At 67.2% G+C, this 17639-nt stretch carries 17 protein-coding genes and 1 tRNA gene; 12 read left to right on the top strand and 6 right to left on the bottom strand.

Annotated features, from left to right (window positions below; all coding sequences use genetic code 11):
* The 12 genes from Q0Z66_RS09805 to Q0Z66_RS09750 all read left to right on the top strand — a co-directional run.
* Positions 1 to 1248: DUF58 domain-containing protein (locus Q0Z66_RS09805; protein WP_366938985.1), on the top strand; the 1248-nt coding region annotated here is incomplete at its 5' end.
* Complete coding sequence (locus Q0Z66_RS09800) at positions 1245 to 1754, top strand: hypothetical protein (RefSeq protein WP_298040618.1); 510 nt, start codon at positions 1245 to 1247, stop codon at positions 1752 to 1754. The genes Q0Z66_RS09805 and Q0Z66_RS09800, both read left to right, overlap by 4 nt.
* Positions 1755 to 1820: 66 nt before the next feature.
* Positions 1821 to 4709: an excinuclease ABC subunit UvrA gene (gene uvrA, locus Q0Z66_RS09795; RefSeq protein ID WP_298040615.1), complete on the top strand. Its 2889-nt coding sequence runs from the start codon at positions 1821 to 1823 to the stop codon at positions 4707 to 4709.
* A complete protein-coding gene (gene uvrC, locus Q0Z66_RS09790) occupies positions 4709 to 6628 on the top strand; it encodes an excinuclease ABC subunit UvrC (RefSeq protein ID WP_298040613.1) in 1920 nt (639 codons plus the stop codon). Before uvrA ends, uvrC begins: the two co-directional genes overlap by 1 nt.
* A 28-nt stretch (positions 6629 to 6656) precedes the next feature.
* Entirely contained in the window at positions 6657 to 7529 is an 873-nt protein-coding gene (gene rapZ / locus Q0Z66_RS09785) for an RNase adapter RapZ (protein WP_298040611.1), read from the top strand.
* Positions 7530 to 7602: 73 nt separating this feature from the next.
* Positions 7603 to 8580: a DNA-binding protein WhiA gene (gene whiA, locus Q0Z66_RS09780; protein WP_298040609.1), complete on the top strand. Its 978-nt coding sequence runs from the start codon at positions 7603 to 7605 to the stop codon at positions 8578 to 8580.
* A gap of 183 nt (positions 8581 to 8763) precedes the next feature.
* Positions 8764 to 9387, top strand: coding sequence for a superoxide dismutase (locus tag Q0Z66_RS09775; RefSeq protein ID WP_298040607.1), 624 nt, complete (start codon positions 8764 to 8766; stop codon positions 9385 to 9387).
* Between the two features lie 98 nt (positions 9388 to 9485).
* On the top strand, positions 9486 to 10493 hold the full coding sequence (gap, locus tag Q0Z66_RS09770) for a type I glyceraldehyde-3-phosphate dehydrogenase (protein WP_298040605.1): 1008 nt from the start codon (positions 9486 to 9488) through the stop codon (positions 10491 to 10493).
* 7 nt (positions 10494 to 10500) lie between these two features.
* Positions 10501 to 11715, top strand: a complete 1215-nt coding sequence (locus Q0Z66_RS09765) for a phosphoglycerate kinase (RefSeq protein WP_298040603.1) — start codon at positions 10501 to 10503, stop codon at positions 11713 to 11715.
* Positions 11706 to 12497 carry a triose-phosphate isomerase gene (tpiA, locus tag Q0Z66_RS09760; RefSeq protein WP_298040602.1) on the top strand — a complete coding sequence of 264 codons (792 nt, stop codon included), beginning with the start codon at positions 11706 to 11708 and terminating at the stop codon, positions 12495 to 12497. Before Q0Z66_RS09765 ends, tpiA begins: the two co-directional genes overlap by 10 nt.
* 82 nt (positions 12498 to 12579) lie before the next feature.
* Complete coding sequence (gene secG / locus Q0Z66_RS09755) at positions 12580 to 12831, top strand: preprotein translocase subunit SecG (RefSeq protein WP_298040600.1); 252 nt, start codon at positions 12580 to 12582, stop codon at positions 12829 to 12831.
* 1 nt (position 12832) lies between these two features.
* Positions 12833 to 13189: an RNA polymerase-binding protein RbpA gene (locus Q0Z66_RS09750; protein ID WP_298040599.1), complete on the top strand. Its 357-nt coding sequence runs from the start codon at positions 12833 to 12835 to the stop codon at positions 13187 to 13189.
* Between the two features lie 47 nt (positions 13190 to 13236).
* On the opposite strand, the gene Q0Z66_RS09745 is transcribed toward Q0Z66_RS09750, so the two are convergent.
* From Q0Z66_RS09745 to Q0Z66_RS09720, 6 genes are all read right to left on the bottom strand, one after another.
* Entirely contained in the window at positions 13237 to 13776 is a 540-nt protein-coding gene (locus Q0Z66_RS09745) for a hypothetical protein (protein WP_298040597.1), read from the bottom strand.
* Positions 13773 to 15017 (bottom strand): signal peptidase I, encoded by a 1245-nt coding sequence (locus Q0Z66_RS09740; RefSeq protein WP_298040595.1) that lies wholly within the window; start codon positions 15015 to 15017, stop codon positions 13773 to 13775. Before Q0Z66_RS09740 ends, Q0Z66_RS09745 begins: the two co-directional genes overlap by 4 nt.
* 5 nt (positions 15018 to 15022) lie before the next feature.
* Complete coding sequence (locus tag Q0Z66_RS09735; RefSeq protein ID WP_298040594.1) at positions 15023 to 15667, bottom strand: SipW-dependent-type signal peptide-containing protein; 645 nt, start codon at positions 15665 to 15667, stop codon at positions 15023 to 15025.
* Positions 15667 to 16200, bottom strand: a complete 534-nt coding sequence (locus tag Q0Z66_RS09730; RefSeq protein ID WP_298040592.1) for a SipW-dependent-type signal peptide-containing protein — start codon at positions 16198 to 16200, stop codon at positions 15667 to 15669. The genes Q0Z66_RS09735 and Q0Z66_RS09730 overlap by 1 nt, the downstream gene beginning before the upstream one ends.
* Positions 16201 to 16340: 140 nt before the next feature.
* Complete coding sequence (locus Q0Z66_RS09725) at positions 16341 to 17426, bottom strand: hypothetical protein (RefSeq protein ID WP_298040591.1); 1086 nt, start codon at positions 17424 to 17426, stop codon at positions 16341 to 16343.
* 136 nt (positions 17427 to 17562) lie between these two features.
* Positions 17563 to 17636: transfer RNA gene (locus Q0Z66_RS09720), tRNA-Gly, on the bottom strand.
* Positions 17637 to 17639: the final 3 nt, after the last annotated feature.

Below are 17639 nucleotides of genomic sequence, written 5' to 3'. Positions count from 1 at the left end.
GTGGCCAAAAGCGGCGTCGGGCAGGCGGCGGCGCACCAGCGGGCCATGCTCGCCGCGGCCGGGGTCGCCTTCTCGCGCCCGGACGTCGTCGTGCTCGGTCTCCCGTTCGCCCTGTGGTGCGTGCTCGTGCTGCGCCGGCCCCGACCTGCGCGGATCGCCGTGACGCTGGATGCCGGATCCGGCGCGGAGCCCGGAACGGTGCACGGCACGGTCGGCGTCCGCGCCGGCGCGGACTGGGTGCAGCTCGCGATCGACCAGGGCGGAGTGCGACGAGGCGTGGCGGATGCCGCGGACGGCGACGCCGTCGTGCGCACCACCGCGCGCCTGCGCCACTCCGGCCCGGTCGAGCTCATCGCTGCCACGGCCCGGGCGGTGGCATTCGACGGCGCCTGGGTCAGCACGACGGTGCCGCGCCGCACGCTGGACTGGAACGCGGCACCGACGCCGATCCGGCTGGGCGCGCTGCCCGTCGCGTCCCGGCTCCGGGGCCTGCACGGCATCCACCGGGGCTCGCGTCCAGGCCAGGGCGGCGACTTCCGGGACATCCACCCGTTCGCGCCGGGCGACGAGCTGCGGCGCGTCGACTGGCGGGCCACAGCGCGCCTGGCCCGGCGCCCCGGTGATCTGCTGGTGCGGCGCACGGACACCCTCAGCGATGCATCCGTCGTCATCATGATCGACACCGCCGACGACCTCGGCGCGGTCGTCGCGACCTGGGGCTTCCCCGACCCCGATCGCAGCGGCGTCACGTCGCTGGACCTCGCCCGCCAGGCCGCCCTGTCGATCGCGACCGCGGCCATCGCCGCCGGCGACCGGGTCGCGCTCCATGAGCTCTCCGCCGGTGGGCGCACGATCGCCCCCGGAGCCGGCGTCCGCCATCTGGCGCGGCTGCGCCGGGCGATCGCCGCCACCGGCGTGAGCGGCACCACCACCCGCTACCGGCGCACGCCGCCGGTGCCGCACGGCGCGACCGTGCACGTGCTCTCGCCCTTCATCGACCGGGGTGCCACGACGCTCGCGCTCGCGCTGCGGGCGAGCGGCCATCGGGTCGTCGCCGTGGACGTGTTGCCCGTGCTCGACGACGCACGACTGAACCGCGAGCAGCGCCTCGCGCTGCGCACGGTGAGCGCCGAACACGACGACGCCCTCATCGAATTGCGTCACGCCGGAGCCGACGCGATCGCGTGGCGCCTCGACGGGGATGGGGCGGATGCCGCGCTGCGCTCGGCAGGACGGATGCGCCGATGAGAGCCCGAACCCACGAGATGCGCGTGACGGCGGCGATCCCCGCCGTCGTGCTCCGCGCCCTCACCGCGCTGATCGGGATCGCCGGCGTCATCTCACTGAACGGGTACGCCCCCTGGCAGATGATCGGAGCCGTCGCGTTCGTCGTCGGCGCCGTGCTGCCACGGAGCCTCGCGACCTGGGCGGGCGCTGCGGTGATCGTGCTGGGCATCGCGCTCGACGAGCCGTCGCCGTGGCGCACCGCACTGGCACTGCTGATCCTGCACCTCGTGCACGTGCTCGGCAGCGTCTGCATGGCCGTGCCGTTCGCCTCCCGGATGCATCCGCGGATGCTGCTGCCGACGCTCCGGCGGTTCGTCGGCGTGCAGTTGATCGCGCAGCCGGTGGCATTGCTCGTCGTCGTGATGCCCACGGTGGGCGACGACGGGGTCGCGTGGCTCGCGCCCGTCGGAGGCGTGATCGTGGCGGGCCTGGCCGTGCTGCTGTTCCGGGCCCGCACGAGTCAGTGATCGTGCGCGCGCCATCCTGAACGTCCTCACGGCCCCGATGTCCGTGGCCCCTCATAGAATTGACGGGTGCCAATCGTCCCCGTAGAAACCACCGGAAAACTCAGTGTTCGCGGTGCCCGCGTGCACAACCTGAAGAACGTCGACATCGACATCCCGCGCGACTCGCTGGTCGTGTTCACGGGCCTGTCGGGGTCCGGCAAATCGAGCCTCGCGTTCGACACGATCTTCGCCGAGGGGCAGCGCCGCTACGTCGAGTCGCTGAGCGCGTATGCGCGTCAGTTCCTCGGCCAGGTCGATCGGCCCGACGTCGATTTCATCGAGGGCCTGAGCCCGGCGGTCTCGATCGACCAGAAGTCAACCAACCGCAACCCGCGCTCGACCGTGGGCACGATCACCGAGATCTACGACTACATGCGCCTGCTGTGGGCACGCATCGGAGTACCGCACTGCCCCGAGTGCGGGGAGAAGATCCAGCGCCAGACGGTGCAGCAGATCGCGGATCAGCTCATGGAGCTGCCCGACCGCACCAGATATCAGATCGTCGCTCCGATCGTCTCTCAGAAGAAGGGCGAGTTCGTCGACCTCTTCCGCGAGCTCGGGGCCAAGGGATACTCGCGCGCCATCGTCGACGGCGACCTCGTCCAGCTGGCCGACCCGCCGAAGTTGAAGAAGAGCTACAAGCACGACATCTCGGTGGTCGTCGACCGTCTCGTCGCCTCGGGCGACATCCTGGGGCGTGTGACCGACTCGGTCGAGACGGCGCTGGGGCTCGCCGATGGCATCATGCAGATCAACTTCGTCGATGAAGAGGGCGATGCCGCCTGGCAGTCCTTCTCCGAGAAGCTCGCCTGTCCCAACGGCCACGCGATCACGCTCACGGAGGTGGAGCCTCGCACGTTTTCCTTCAACGCCCCGTTCGGCGCCTGCCCGACCTGCTCGGGCCTCGGCACGCGCATGTCGGTCGACGTCGATCTCATGCTCGGCGATGAGGACCTCTCGATCCGCGAGGGGGCGATCATCCCCTGGACCACGCAGGGCAAGGGGCTCTTCCAGTACTACGAGCGTCTTCTCGAGGGTCTTGCGAGCGATCTGAACTTCGACCTCGACACCCCGTGGAAGGACCTGCGCGTTGATGTGCAGGATGCTGTGCTGCGCGGCGACAACTACAAGGTCACGGTCAAGTGGAAGAACCGCTACGGCCGCGAGATGCGGTATGCATCCGGCTTCGAGGGCGTCGTGCCCTACATCGAGCGTCAGTACGCGCAGGCCGAGAGCGACAACCAGCGCGCCCGCTGGGGGGAGTACCTGCGTGAGGTGCCCTGCTCGACATGCAACGGTGCGCGGCTCAAGCCTGAGGTGCTCGCGGTGACGGTCGACCGGCGCTCGATCGCCGAGGTCGCCGACCTCAGTCTCGCCGATGCCGCCGACTTCATGGAGACCCTCACGCTGACCGAGCGCGAGGCGAAGATCGCCGCCCAGGTGCTGCGGGAGATCCGCCTGCGGCTGAACTTCCTCCTGCAGGTCGGCCTGAACTATCTCAACCTCAGCCGGTCGGCCGGCTCGCTCTCCGGAGGCGAGGCCCAGCGCATCCGCCTGGCCACGCAGATCGGGTCGGGGCTCACCGGCGTGCTTTACGTGCTCGACGAGCCCTCGATCGGGCTGCACCAGCGCGACAACCGCCGTCTGATCCAGACGCTCGAGACGCTGCGCGACCTCGGCAACACGCTGATCGTCGTCGAGCATGACGAAGAGACGATCGAAGCGGCCGACTGGGTCGTCGACATCGGACCGGGGGCGGGCGTCAACGGCGGTTCGGTCGTGCACTCCGGGTCCTATGCCGAGCTCCTCGAGGAGACCGGATCGATGACGGGCGACTACCTCTCGGGTCGTCGCGAGATCCCCACGCCGACGAAGCGACGCAAGATCGACAAGAAGCGCATGCTGACCGTCGTCGGCGCACGTGAGAACAACCTGAAGGACGTCACCGCAACCTTCCCGCTCGGCGTCATGACGGCGGTCACGGGGGTGAGCGGTTCGGGCAAGAGCTCGCTGGTCAATGACATCCTGTACCGCGTTCTGGCCTCCAAGCTCAACGGCGCCCGTTCCCTGGCCGGCAAGCACACGCGCGTCACGGGTCTCGACAACCTCGACAAGGTCGTCCACGTCGATCAGGCGCCGATCGGTCGCACCCCGCGCTCGAACCCGGCGACATACACGGGCGTTTTCGACCGCATCCGCTCGCTGTTCGCCGAGACGCCCGAGGCGAAGGTCCGCGGGTACCTGCCGGGACGCTTCAGCTTCAACGTCAAGGGCGGCCGCTGCGAAGCGTGCTCGGGCGACGGCACGATTAAGATCGAGATGAACTTCCTGCCCGATGTGTACGTCGACTGCGAGGTGTGCGACGGCAAGCGGTACAACCGCGACACCCTGTCGGTGCACTACAAGGGCAAGAACATCGCCGAGGTCCTCGACATGCCCATCGAAGAGGCGGCGGAGTTCTTCGAGCCGATCCAGGCGATCCACCGATACATGAAGACGCTTGTCGATGTCGGCCTCGGCTATGTACGTCTCGGACAGTCTGCGACGACCCTGTCGGGAGGTGAGGCGCAGCGCGTGAAACTGGCGACCGAGCTGCAGCGACGCAGCAACGGACGCAGCATCTACGTGCTCGACGAGCCGACGACGGGTCTGCACTTCGAAGATGTGCGCAAGCTCCTCGAGGTCTTGAACGGTCTCGTCGACAAGGGCAACACGGTCGTCGTGATCGAGCACAACCTCGACGTGATCAAGTCCGCGGACTGGGTCATCGACATGGGCCCCGAGGGCGGCTCCGGCGGCGGCACGGTGATCGCCACCGGCACGCCCGAGCAGATCGCGAAGGTCGAGGAGAGTCACACGGGGCTCTTCCTCGGAGAGATTCTGGGCGCCGGACGCGGGGAGCGGAAGGCCGGCTGATGGCCGAGGTCCTCCCGTACAAGCCGAAACCGGGTGAGATCCCGACGAACCCGGGCGTCTATCGTTTCCGCGACGCCGAGGGGCGGGTCCTCTACGTCGGCAAGGCGAAGAACCTGCGTCAGCGCCTGTCGAACTACTTCGCCCCGCTGCGCACACTCCACGAGCGCACCCGTCGGATGGTGACGACGGCGGCATCGGTCGAATGGACGGTCGTCGCGACCGACGTCGATTCACTGCAGCTGGAGTACATGTGGATCAAGGAGTTCGATCCGCCGTTCAACGTTCGTTACAAGGATGACAAGTCGTACCCGTTTCTCGCGGTGACGCTGGGTGATGAGGCGCCGCGCGTGCTCGTCACCCGTAACCGCAGGATTCCGCGGGCGCGGTACTTCGGGCCGTACCCGAAGGTGTGGGCGGTGCACGAGACGATCGATCTGATGATCAAGGCGTTCCCGATCCGCACGTGCAGCGATTCCAGCTATAAGCGCGCGATGGCGACCGGACGACCGTGCTTCCCCGGGCAGATCGGCAAGTGCGGCGGCCCGTGCTCGATGACGGTGTCGATCGCGGAGCACAGGGCCATGGTCGATGATTTCGTCGCCTTCATGGCCGGCGGGGACGAGCGCTTCACGAAAGAGCTGACGAAGAGGATGCTCGCGGCCTCGGCCGCCATGGACTACGAATCGGCGGCGAAGTACCGCGATCAGCTCGCATCGATCGAGGCTGTTCTCGGCAAGAGTGCGCTGGTGCTGCCGGCGGATGAGGATGCTGATCTGTTCGGCATCGCGGAGGATGAGCTCGCGGCGGCTGTGCAGCACTTCGTGATCCGCGGCGGTCGGGTGCGCGGCGTGCGGGCGACGACGATCGAGAAGGAGCTCGACATCTCGGGCGCCGACCTGGTCGATCAGATCCTGCAGCGGGCGTACGGTGAGGGCGTGGATGTGCCGCGTCGCATCCTGGTCCCCGCGTTACCTGATGATGCCGCAGAACTCGAGCAGTGGTTGCGGGAGCGCCGGGGCCGCAAGGTCGAGGTGGCGGTGGCTCAGCGAGGTCAGCGCGCGGAGCTCATGCGCACGGCGACGCTGAACGCCCAGCAGGCGCTCATCCGCCACAAGACGCGGCGCACGAGCGACTATGTCGCGCGTACGCAGGCGTTGACCGATCTGCAGGAGGCGCTGGGGCTGGATGCTGCGCCGCTGCGCATCGAGTGCTTCGACATCTCGCATCTGGGCGGCACGAATGTGGTCGCCTCGATGGTGGTCTTCGAAGACGGGCTGCCTCGCACCGACCAGTACCGGTCGTTCAACATCGCCGAGACGACGGATGACACCGACTCGATGTATCAGGTGCTCATGCGGCGCCTGGCGCACCTCGACCGTCCGGAGGACGATGAGCCCGCGGCGGTCATCGATGCGGCGACGGGGCAGGCGAGTGCGGTAACGGCCGAGGGAGAGGTGATCACGGCGAAGAAGAAGCCGCGCTTCTCCTATCGGCCCCAGCTGCTGCTGGTCGACGGGGGGAAGCCCCAGGTCGAGGCGGCTGCTCGTGCGCTGCGCGACGCCGGACATGCCGAGATCGCTCTGTGCGGCATCGCGAAGAGACTCGAGGAGGTGTGGTTGCCGGGGGAGGACTTCCCGGTGATCCTCCCGCGGACCAGTGAAGCCCTGTATCTTCTGCAGCGTCTGCGCGATGAGGCGCACCGATTCGCGATCGTGCATCAGCGCAAGCGCCGCAAGCGCGATATCACCACTGTGCTCGCCGAGGTCCCCGGGCTCGGGGCATCCCGCATCAAGGCGCTCCTGAAGCACTTCGGTTCCGTGACGGCGCTGCGCGGTGCAACGTCGGATGCGATCCAGGAGGTGCCCGGGATCGGGCCAGCGCTCGCCGCGAGCATCCACTCCCACCTGTCTAGTCGATAGGCTGTACGGACAAGGAGAGGGAGTACCGATGGTCGACGGCGAGAAGAACGAGTTCCTCATCGTCACCGGCATGTCCGGTGCGGGGCGGTCAACAGTGGCGAATGCGCTCGAAGATCTGGGGTGGTATGTCGTCGACAACCTTCCTCCGCAAATGCTTCCTCCGCTTCTCGACCTGACGGATCTCGGCGCCGGTGCGCTGCCGAAGGTCGCGGCGGTCGTGGATGTGCGAGGGCGCAACCTCTTTAACGATTTCCCCGAGGTGGCGCGGGCGCTGCGGTCGCGCGGCAGCGTGCGGGTGGTGTTCCTCGACGCATCCGATGACGTCCTCGTCCGTCGCTTCGAGGCGGTCCGTCGCCCGCACCCGCTGCAGGAGGATGGAACTCTGCTCGACGGCATCCGTCTCGAGCGCTCCCGACTCACGCTGGTGCGCGAGGCCGCCGACATCGTCATCGACACATCATCGTTGAACATCCACCAGCTGGCCACGCAGGTCTCGGAGACCTTCGCGGAAGACGGCGCCGCACGGCACCGACTGACGGTGCTGAGCTTCGGGTTCAAGTACGGTCTGCCGACGGATGTCGACCTCGTCGCCGATATGCGTTTCCTCCCGAATCCGTACTGGAACGAGGAACTGCGCGGCCTCACGGGGCAGGATGCTCCGGTCCGCGACTATGTGCTCGAGCAGGAGGGCGCGGCGGATTTCCTCGACGCCTATGCGAAGGCTCTCGTACCCGTGCTCGAGGGGTACCAGCGCGAGAACAAGGGCCACTCGACGGTGGCGATCGGATGCACCGGCGGCAAGCACCGCTCCGTGGCCATGTCCGAACAGCTCGCGCAACGTCTGGCGGAGATGCCCGGCATCGCGGTGAGTGTGCGCCACCGTGATCTCGGGCGCGAATAAGACTGCGCCGCGCCCGGGGTAAACTGGTTCGTTGCGTCGCGATCCGATGCATGAAAGTTTTACAAGGAGTCCCGTGGCACTAACCACCGACGTAAAAGCTGAACTCGTCAGCATTCGTAATGCACCCCCGACGGTGCGAGTCGCGGAAGTGACGGCTATCCTCCGGTTCGCCGGCGGCCTCCACTCGATCGCCGGCCGGGTAGCCGTCGAAGCCGAGGTCGACGCAGATCTTCTCGCGCGTCGCGTCGCCCGTGATCTGGCCGAGATCTATGGTGTGCGTCCCGAGATCGCCCAGGTGCAGTCGGCCACTGCGACCGAGGGCGCCCGTTACGCCGTGCGCGTGATCGGTGCGGGGGAGACGCTCGCGCGTCAGACCGGCCTGCTCGACCAGCGTCGTCGCCCCGTGCGCGGCCTGCCGAACCGTCTCACGACCGGTTCCCGTGAAGAGATCGCAGGCCTCTGGCGCGGTGCGTTCCTCGCGAACGGAACGCTGACCGACCCGGGTCGTTCGGCGATGCTCGAGATCTCGTGCCCGACGTCCGAGGCGGCCATGGCGCTGGTCGGGGCCGCTCACCGTCTCGGTGTCGCCGCGAAGGCCCGCGAAGTGCGCGGCATGCCGCGGGTCGTCGTGCGCGAGGGCGAGGCGATCCGTTCGATCCTGGCGCAGATGGGCGCCGTGAAGACGGCCGCCGCGTGGGAGGAGATGCGTCAGCGCCGCGAGGTCCGCGCGGGCGTCAACCGCCTGGTGAACTTCGACGACGCGAACCTGCGCCGTTCGGCACAGGCCGCGGTCGCGGCGTGCGCTCGTGTCGAACGCGCGCTGGAGATCCTCGGCGACACGGTTCCCGATCATCTGCGCACGGCCGGTCAGCTGCGCCTCGCGCACCGTGATGCGAGCCTGGACGAGCTCGGCCACCACGCCGAGCCGCCGCTGACGAAGGACGCCGTCGCCGGACGCATCCGCCGTCTGCTCGCCATGGCCGACAAGCGCGCGCAGCAGGAGGGCATCCCCGGTACGGAGGCCGCTGTGCCCGCGGGGCTCGACGCCTGACCGAATGCATTTCACGAGAAAGTCCCGGGGAGCGATCCCTGGGACTTTTTCGTCATCGGTGGAAGCATCCCCACCACGTGCGCGTTGACGTCAGTAGGATGAAAACGTCCGCTCTTCACAGCACTTGGGCTGCGAAGAGGATCGGCAAGCGCCGCGGCGCGGCGCGGATTGGATGAAAGCGACATGACGTACACGCTCCCCGACCTCCCCTATGATTTCTCGGCACTCGAGCCGCACATCAGCGGCAAGATCATGGAACTGCACCATGACAAGCACCACCAGGCCTACGTGACCGGCGCCAACGCGGCGCTCGAAGGTCTCGCCGAGGCGCGCGAGAGCGGCAACCTCGCCAACGTGAACAAGCTCGAGAAGGACCTCGCGTTCAACCTCGGCGGTCACGTCAACCACTCGATCTTCTGGACCAACCTGTCGCCGAACGGCGGCGGTCAGCCCGAGGGAGAGCTCAAGGCCGCCATCGACGAGTTCTTCGGCTCGTTCGAGAAGTTCCAGGCTCACTTCGCTGCTGCGGCTGCGGGAATCCAGGGCTCCGGCTGGGCCGTTCTCAGCTGGGAGCCGATCGGACAGCGTCTGATCATCCAGCAGCTGTTCGACCAGCAGGCCAACACGGCCCAGGGCACGATTCCGCTGTTCCAGCTCGACATGTGGGAGCACGCCTTCTACCTGGATTACCTCAACGTGAAGGCCGATTACATCAAGGCGGCCTGGAACATCGCGAACTGGGAGAACGTCGCTCAGCGTCTCGATGTCGCCCGCAAGCAGACGAACGGCCTGCTGGTACTGTCGTAATCAAGACGGGCGTCCCGATGGGCTCTTCGCCCGTCGGGACGCCGATGTCCACATCCCCCGAAAACGCGCACTCCGCGCATGACAATCAGGAGACATCTTTGTCTGTCAAGATCGGTATCAACGGCTTCGGCCGCATCGGACGCAACTACTTCCGCGCGGCTCTCGCGCAGGGTGCGGACATCGAGATCGTCGCGGTGAATGACCTCACCGACAACAAGACGCTCGCGCACCTTCTCAAGTACGACTCCATCACCGGCCGTCTCGACGCCGAGGTCACCTACGACGACGACAGCATCACGGTCGACGGCAAGGAGATCAAGGCTTTCGCGGAGCGCGACCCCGCCAACCTCCCGTGGGGCGAGCTGGGCGTCGACATCGTCATCGAGTCGACCGGCTTCTTCACCAAGGCCGAGCTCGCCAAGAAGCACATCGAGGCCGGCGCCAAGAAGGTTCTCATCTCGGCTCCCGCCTCGGGCGACGACGCCACCATCGTCATGGGTGTCAACGAGGGCATCTACGATCCCGAGAACCACCACATCCTCTCGAACGCCTCCTGCACCACGAACTGCCTCGCGCCGCTGGCCAAGGTCTTCAACGACGCATTCGGCATCGAGAACGGTCTCATGACCACGGTCCACGCCTACACCGCCGACCAGAATCTGCAGGACGGCCCGCACAGCGACCTGCGTCGCGCCCGCGCCGCCGCCGTCAACATCGTCCCCACCTCGACGGGTGCAGCCAAGGCCATCGGCCTGGTCCTGCCCGAGCTGAAGGGCAAGCTCGACGGCTTCGCGCTGCGCGTTCCGGTTCCCACCGGCTCGATCACCGACCTCACGGTCACCGCTTCGCGCCCCGTCACGATCGACGAGGTCAAGGCCGCATACAAGGCTGCTGCTGAAGAGGGTCCGCTCAAGGGCATCTTGAAGTACACCGAGGACGAGATCGTCTCGAGCGACATCGTCACCGACCCGCACTCGTCGATCTTCGATGCAGGCCTCCTGCGCGTCATCGGCAACCAGGTCAAGCTCTCCAGCTGGTACGACAACGAGTGGGGCTACTCCAACCGTCTCGTCGACCTGACCGAGTACGTCGCAGAGCGTCTCTGAGTATCCGATGACCCTGCGCACCCTGGAATCTCTGGGTTCGCTCGAGGGCAAGCGCGTCATCGTTCGTTGTGATCTCAACGTCCCTCTGCGGGATGGGGTCATAACGGACGATGGCCGTGTTCGTGCCTCGCTGCCGACCTTGAACGCCCTCATCAATGCGGGCGCACGTGTTGTCGTGTGCTCGCACCTCGGACGCCCCGCGGGGGAGCCCGACGCCCAGTACAGCCTGGAGCCGGTTGCGCAGCGCCTGTCCGAGCTGCTCGGCAAGCCCGTCGCGTTCGCCCGCGACACGGTCGGCGAGTCCGCCCAGTCCGCTGTCTCGGAGCTCGACAACGGCGGAGTCGTCGTCATCGAGAACCTGCGCTTCAACCCGGGCGAGACCGCGAAGGACGACGCCACGCGTCAGGCCTTCGCCTCCGAGCTCGCCCAGCTGGGCGACGCGCTCGTCTCGGACGGCTTCGGCGTCGTGCACCGCAAGCAGGCGAGCGTCTACGACCTCGCCGAGCTGCTGCCCTCTGCCGCAGGCCTGCTGATCGCCGCCGAGCTCGATGTGCTCGACCGGCTCACCGAGAACCCGGAACGTCCCTACACGGTCGTCCTGGGCGGCTCGAAGGTCAGCGACAAGCTCGGCGTCATCTCGCACCTGCTGCCGCGCGTCGACCGCATTCTCGTCGGCGGAGGGATGCTGTTCACCTTCCTCGCCGCGCAGGGCCACGCCGTGGCATCCAGCCTTCTCGAGAAGGACCAGCTCGACACGGTCCGCGGATACCTCGCTGAGGCCGCTGAGCGCGGTGTCGAGATCGTGGTCCCGACCGATGTCGTCGTCGCGGCGTCGTTCGCGGCGGATGCTGCGCACGAGGTCGTCGCCGCTGACGCGATCGAGCAGTCCTCGTTCGGCGCCTCGGGCATCGGCCTCGACATCGGCCCCGACACGGCCGCGACCTTCGCCGAGGCGATCCGCGGGTCGAAGACGGTCTTCTGGAACGGCCCGATGGGCGTCTTCGAGTTCCCGGCGTTCGCCGCCGGAACTCGTGCTGTCGCGCAGGCGCTGACCGAGGTCGACGGCCTCGGTGTCGTCGGTGGCGGCGACTCCGCAGCCGCCGTGCGTCAGCTCGGCTTCGCGGACGACCGCTTCGGTCACATCTCGACGGGCGGAGGCGCGAGCCTCGAGTTCCTCGAGGGAAAGAAACTACCCGGCCTGGAGGTGCTCGGATGGGCGTGAACGCTCGTACCCCGCTGATCGCGGGAAACTGGAAGATGAACCTCGACCACCTGCAGGCGGTCGCCTTCGTGCAGAAGCTGCACTGGGCTCTGAAGGACGCGAAGCACGACGACGACTCGGTCGACGTCGCGGTCTTCCCGCCCTTCACCGACATCCGCAGCGTGCAGACCCTGCTCGATGCCGACAAGATCCCGTTCGCGCTCGGCGCGCAGGACCTGTCGGCGCACGACTCGGGCGCGTACACCGGTGAGATCTCCGGTGCGTTCCTGTCGAAGCTCGACGCGAAGTACGTCATCATCGGCCACTCCGAGCGTCGCGAGTACCACGCCGAGGGCGACGATGTCGTCGCGGCGAAGGTTCAGGCGGCGCTCAAGCACGGGCTCGTACCGGTGATCTGCGTCGGCGAGACCGCTGAGGACCTGGAGAAGTTCGGCGCCAGCGCCGTTCCTGCCGGGCAGCTCGAAGCAGCGCTCAAGGACGTTCCGGCATCCGCCGAGATCGTCGTCGCCTACGAGCCGGTCTGGGCGATCGGTTCCGGCCAGGCGGCGACCCCGCAGCAGGCGCAGGATGTTTGCGCCGCGCTGCGCGGTGTTCTGGCGAAGACCCTTGATGATGACGCGGCCGCGCGCACGCGCATCCTCTACGGCGGCTCGGTGAAGTCGGCGAACATCGCCACCTTCATGCGCGAGCCCGACGTCGACGGTGCCCTTGTGGGCGGCGCGAGCCTCGTCGTCGACGAGTTCGCAGCGATCATCCGTTTCGAAAAGCACGTCGGCGTATGAGCGGGTGGCGGGGCCGCGGCCCCGCCACCTTCTCGTATACTTGACGATTACGGGCACCTGGCCCAGCGAAAGGCTCTCCCTCGTGGCAATTCTTGAGTTCGTCCTGCAGGTCGTGCTGGGCGTCACCAGCGTCCTGCTGACTCTCCTCATCCTTCTCCACAAGGGCCGCGGTGGCGGTCTTTCCGACATGTTCGGTGGGGGGATGACCTCTGCGGTCGGTTCCTCCGGCCTTGCGGAGCGAAACCTCAACCGCTTCACGATCATTCTGGCGCTCGTATGGTTCATCTCCATCGTCGCGCTCGGTCTGCTCACGAAGCTCGGCGTGGTGAGCTGACGTGGCCACCGGAGGCAACGCGATTCGCGGCACCCGTGTGGGCTCTGGCCCCATGGGGGAGCAGGACCACGGCTACCACGCCGACCGCACGGCGGTCTCGTACTGGGACGGGCTCGGCAACGAGACCGTGCGCTACTTCGCGGCGGGTCTCCCCGAAGAGGAGATCCCCGAGACGATCGACCACCCGCAGACGGGCCTGCCGGCCGGTCGCGACAAGAACAACCCGCCGGAGCTCGCCAAGAACGAGCCCTACAAGACCCACCTCGCATATGTGAAGGAGCGTCGCACCGACGAGGAGTCGGTGCAGCTGCTCGAAGACGCGCTCACGCAGCTGCGCGAGCGCCGCGGTCAGGCCTGATCAGACTTTTTCTGAAACCGCCGTCGCTCTTCGGGGCGGCGGCGGTTTTATGACGCAGTTGTAGTCATCGAACACTGCGGGTTGATGCCGGCCAAGCCCATGCTGGCGTTGGCCACAAGCCAATCCGAGTCCCAACCGCCTGGACCGTTGAGCCGGATCCCGATGGATTTGGATGCTCCGAGCAGGCCGGTGAGCAGACCACTGTTGACCGTCGTCGTAAACGCATTAGGCGACGTCTCGACCGTGTTGATGCTGCCGAGCAGACCGCCGAGAATCGGCTCGAGCAGTCCTCCGACAATCTGGCCGTATTCAGCGTCGGACTCTCCATACTGCGATATCGGGGCGGGAATCTGCCACGTGATGGTGATCGAAGGCGTGAGCCCAAGTAATCCGGGAGTGAGGACGCATCCGGGCGTACCGACTCGTATCGGAGTTGGTATTTTGATCGTCGTGATCGGGGGAGCCGCGCCATACTCGGCCTCGGTCCACGCCGCTTCTGTCGGCTGAACCGAGCCTGTCGAGACGACCAACGCAGCGGCGATACTCATTGCACCGACACTGAGGCGCAGCGCGTTGCGCTTCTTCACTTCGACCTCCTCCGCGCCCCGACGATAAGAGCGATCCCGAGTCCGATGATGATCGCCGCGGGCGCTGCGAGGAACACCCATGACTGCCCTCCGGTGCGGGGCAGCTCCCCGCCGTTGATGGATTCGTCGATAATCGTCTGACCGGCAATTGCCCTGATCGTGAGGGACGCCTCTGCGCTTGCGACATCGGGAGCCGCCTGAGCGGTCAGTGCGACTCGCAGGTGCGTGACTGTCGGCGTCGGATCGGCGAGCAGCGGGTTCGTGGCGCCATCAAGCGCGAGCGGGGCATCGGCGCGCAGCATCCGCTCGCCGGTCGGGCAGCCCTCGGCCTCCCAGACGACGTCGCAGGCGCGCACCTCGACCTGCATGGCGAGCGCGTCGGATCCGCTGGCGCGCATCGAGACGGCGAGTTCGCCGGCCGCGGGTGCGCCCGTTGCGTCGATGTCGAGGTGCCAGTACAGCGGATCATCCGAGTCGAGTGCGTACGACCCCGATGCGTCGAGATCCGAAGTCATCGTGAGGATCGACTCCCCGGCAGCCGCCTGCTCAGGGGCATGCAGCGCTCCGCCTGCGCCGAGAGCGAGCGCGATTGCGAGCATGCCGGCGGCCCGTCGTTCGCGTCGGGTGCGCGGTTCATCCGCGCCGGGAGCAGCGGGCGCGCCTGCAGTGACGAGCTCACCGGCGGTTTCCGGTTCGATCGGTGAGTCCTCGCCGGCATCCGTCTCATCGTCGCGTTCATCGCGCCGCGGCGTCTTCGGCCAGAACGCCCAGGTGACCAGTGCCGACGCTCCGATCGTGATCGCTCCGAGCACCCAGGGGCTGCCGAACCAAATGATGACCTGCGCGAGGTGGGGCACGGAGCCGCGCACGATGCGCACCTCGGTCGCCGTGTACGGCAGAGGGTCTTCGATCTCGTTCGCGTCGCCGCGCATCGTGAAGGTGCGCGCAGCGCCATCGGTGTCATCCGCGATGCTCGTCACCCGATGCGTCACCGGGAGCGCGCCGTCGCGATCGACGGTGACGACGTCGCCGACGGCGATGTCGGATGCCGGGATCTCCTGCACGAGCGCGACGGAGCCTGCGGGGATCGTCGGTGACATCGATCCGGTCTTGAACATGATCAGCGAGTATCCGCCGGTGAACGCGAGGATCACGAGCACGATGCAGCAGACCCCGCCGAGCGCAAGCAGCGTGAGGAGCGCCTCGCGCGCAATCCGCCCGATGCGCTGCAGCGTCGTCATCGTCGTCATCCCGTCGTGCCGCTGAACTCCCACACGGGAGTCACGGACCCTCCTTGTGCAGCGTTCGGGGTGTCGGCAGGAAGCGTCACGATGAAGCAGTAGTTCACGACGTCGGCGCCGTTCGCCGCCAATGCCGACGGGCTCAACGCCGGGACGTTGTCGATACCGGTCACGGCGGTCCCGCCACCCATCGACGTCGTGCAGTCCGGAGCTGCTGTCGTTGTCGCGCTCGTCGCGACGACGCGAACCGTGAGCGCATCACGCAGTGCGATGGAGTTCGCGGCGCTGGCGGGCGCGACGGCATCGATGAGATTCACGGTTCCCTTGACGGATCCCGGAGCTGTGCGGATCTGGATCCAGGCGGCCGCGCTGCTTCCCGGGTAGATGCCCGTGAGATTCAGCGGCAGTGTGGCGGCTGTGCCGCTCGAATTGTGCTCGGCGAACCCGTCCCCGGTCGATGTCCGAGACTCGATCGAGAACGTCCCGGCCGTGATCTGGGTCGACGCGTACTCCGGATCGGTCCACGAGGCGAGCGTCGCGGTCGCACCGACCCCGAGGACAAGACCGCCGACGAGCAGCGCCCGCACACGACGAATCGTGAGCCGACGCTGCTCGAGACGATCAGTGCGTCGCGAGCGACGCGTGGTCATCACTGGGACTCGGCGGTCCACTGCCAGACAGCCGTGCCGGTGTCGCCCTGGACGAGCGTCGACGAGGCCGTCACTGCGAGGCAGAGGTTGATGACCTCGCCATCGGCGATGGTCGTGGGAACCGCGCTTCCGCCGGCGAAGTCCGTCGCGTCGTCGCAGCCGAACGCCGTGGTCGCCACGGCGTCGAAGGTGAGCTGTCCGTCGAGATCGCCGGTGACGACGGGCGCGACAGACGTCAGGTCGGCGTCGGTTGTCGACGTCAGGCGCAGCGCATAGGGGGCGTACACGACGTCATCGGGGCTGAGGTTGTCGAAATTCGCGGTGAACGTCAGCGCGGCCGCAGCGCCCTCGGCGTCGTGCTCGCCCCAGGCTGTGCCGTTCTCGGAGCCCTCGAAGATGAAGGAACCGGCGGTGAAGTTGCCCGTCGCGAATTCCGAGTCGTTCCACGCCGCGAGAGTCACTGCGGCGCCGACTCCGAGCACGAGTCCTCCGGCCAGGACGGCGTAGATCTTGTTCCTGCGTGAAGCTTTCATGTGAGTATTCCCCCTCGTGATGCACGCTTGGGTATGGCGTGTCGCTCATAGCGTAACGCGGAAACACGCCCGGGTGGACGGCCGGGAGAAACGATCTGGTCACGGCGTGTCGGAGCATCCGCCTACTTTCTCAGAACGGATCAGCGGCAACCGGATGCAGCGTCGATGAGCTCCTGCGGGGGAGGGCCGTAGGCCGATGTGCCGTTCGCGGCGCTGTGGAAACCCATGCTGATGGCCCAGGCTGTCGCCCAGTGCTCGATCGTGTCCTGGTTCGAGTCGTCGTACATGCCCTGGCACTTCACGCTGATCGCGTGCCCGACCTCGTGCGCGACGAGGGACTTGCTGCGTTCGCCGGGCCAGTATGCGGCCACCGAGTCGGTGAGCTCGATGTTGGCGTGGCCGGGCTCTCCGTACCACCAGGTGGCGTAGCCGGCCATGCTGTCGGAGTGTCCGTAGCCGTTCACGATCGGAGACCAGTCGAAGTCGAGCAGCACGCCCGGAGCCAACGATCGCGCGAAAGCCTCGACCTCGAGCCGAGCGTCGTACAACGGGCCCTGCTTCTCGGCGACTTCGGCTGCTTCAGAGGCGATCATCGCGGCCGCTGCAGTCTCGAGTGCGACATATCCCTCGACCGCCTCGGCATCGAAATCGGTGCGTTCGGCGAGCTCCTGCGCGGCGCGCCGGAGGGCGATGATGTCGGTATTGCGCGCGCCGATGTGAGCCGACTCGAAGGCGGCACTCGCCTCCGCCGCTTCGGTGATGACGACGAATGCGCTTGTCGAGACGTCGAGCGCGGCCTCGTCCGCTTGTGCAGCGGCCGTGGTGAACTCATCCTCCGCAGTCGTGGCATCGTCGCGGAGGGCATCGAACCGTCGGCTTTCGTCGAACAGTTCCCAGGCCCACACCGGTTTCGCCTCCGCAGCGACGAACGCATGATCGGCGAGTTCGGTGTGCTCGGTGAGCAACCCGAGTGCGGCGTCGGTCTTGGCCTCGAGATCCGCGCGGTTATCGGCGCCGATGAGCAGACTGCTGTCGGCTGCGAGAGCGGTCTGGGCTGCGGTGACAGTGCCGTCGAGCACTGCGATCCCGGCAGTCAGCGCGCGCTGCGTGCGTTCGGCATCGGAAACCGCCAGCTCATAGGCCGTGCGCGAATCGTCGTAGCCGAGGTTGGCCCCGACATGCGTCGCGGCGCTAGCCGCGATAGTAAGAAGGGCCCCGCACGTCACGAGGAGAGCCCGCCGTCGACGGCGGGGAACGCGCACCGGCGGGCCGGACGAACTGCCGAAGGACGGAGGAAACTCATGGAAACCCGGAACCGGGCGGGAGGACGGTGTCACCACGGCATCCTCCTGGCGAGAGAAATGGAGGGGCTGACGAGAATCGAACTCGCATCATCTGTTTGGAAGACAGAGGCTTTACCACTAAGCTACAGCCCCGAA

Origin of the sequence: uncultured Microbacterium sp., from assembly GCF_947632095.1 — a bacterium.
Classification (GTDB): domain Bacteria; phylum Actinomycetota; class Actinomycetes; order Actinomycetales; family Microbacteriaceae; genus Microbacterium.
This window is presented reverse-complemented; position numbering and strand designations above follow the sequence as displayed.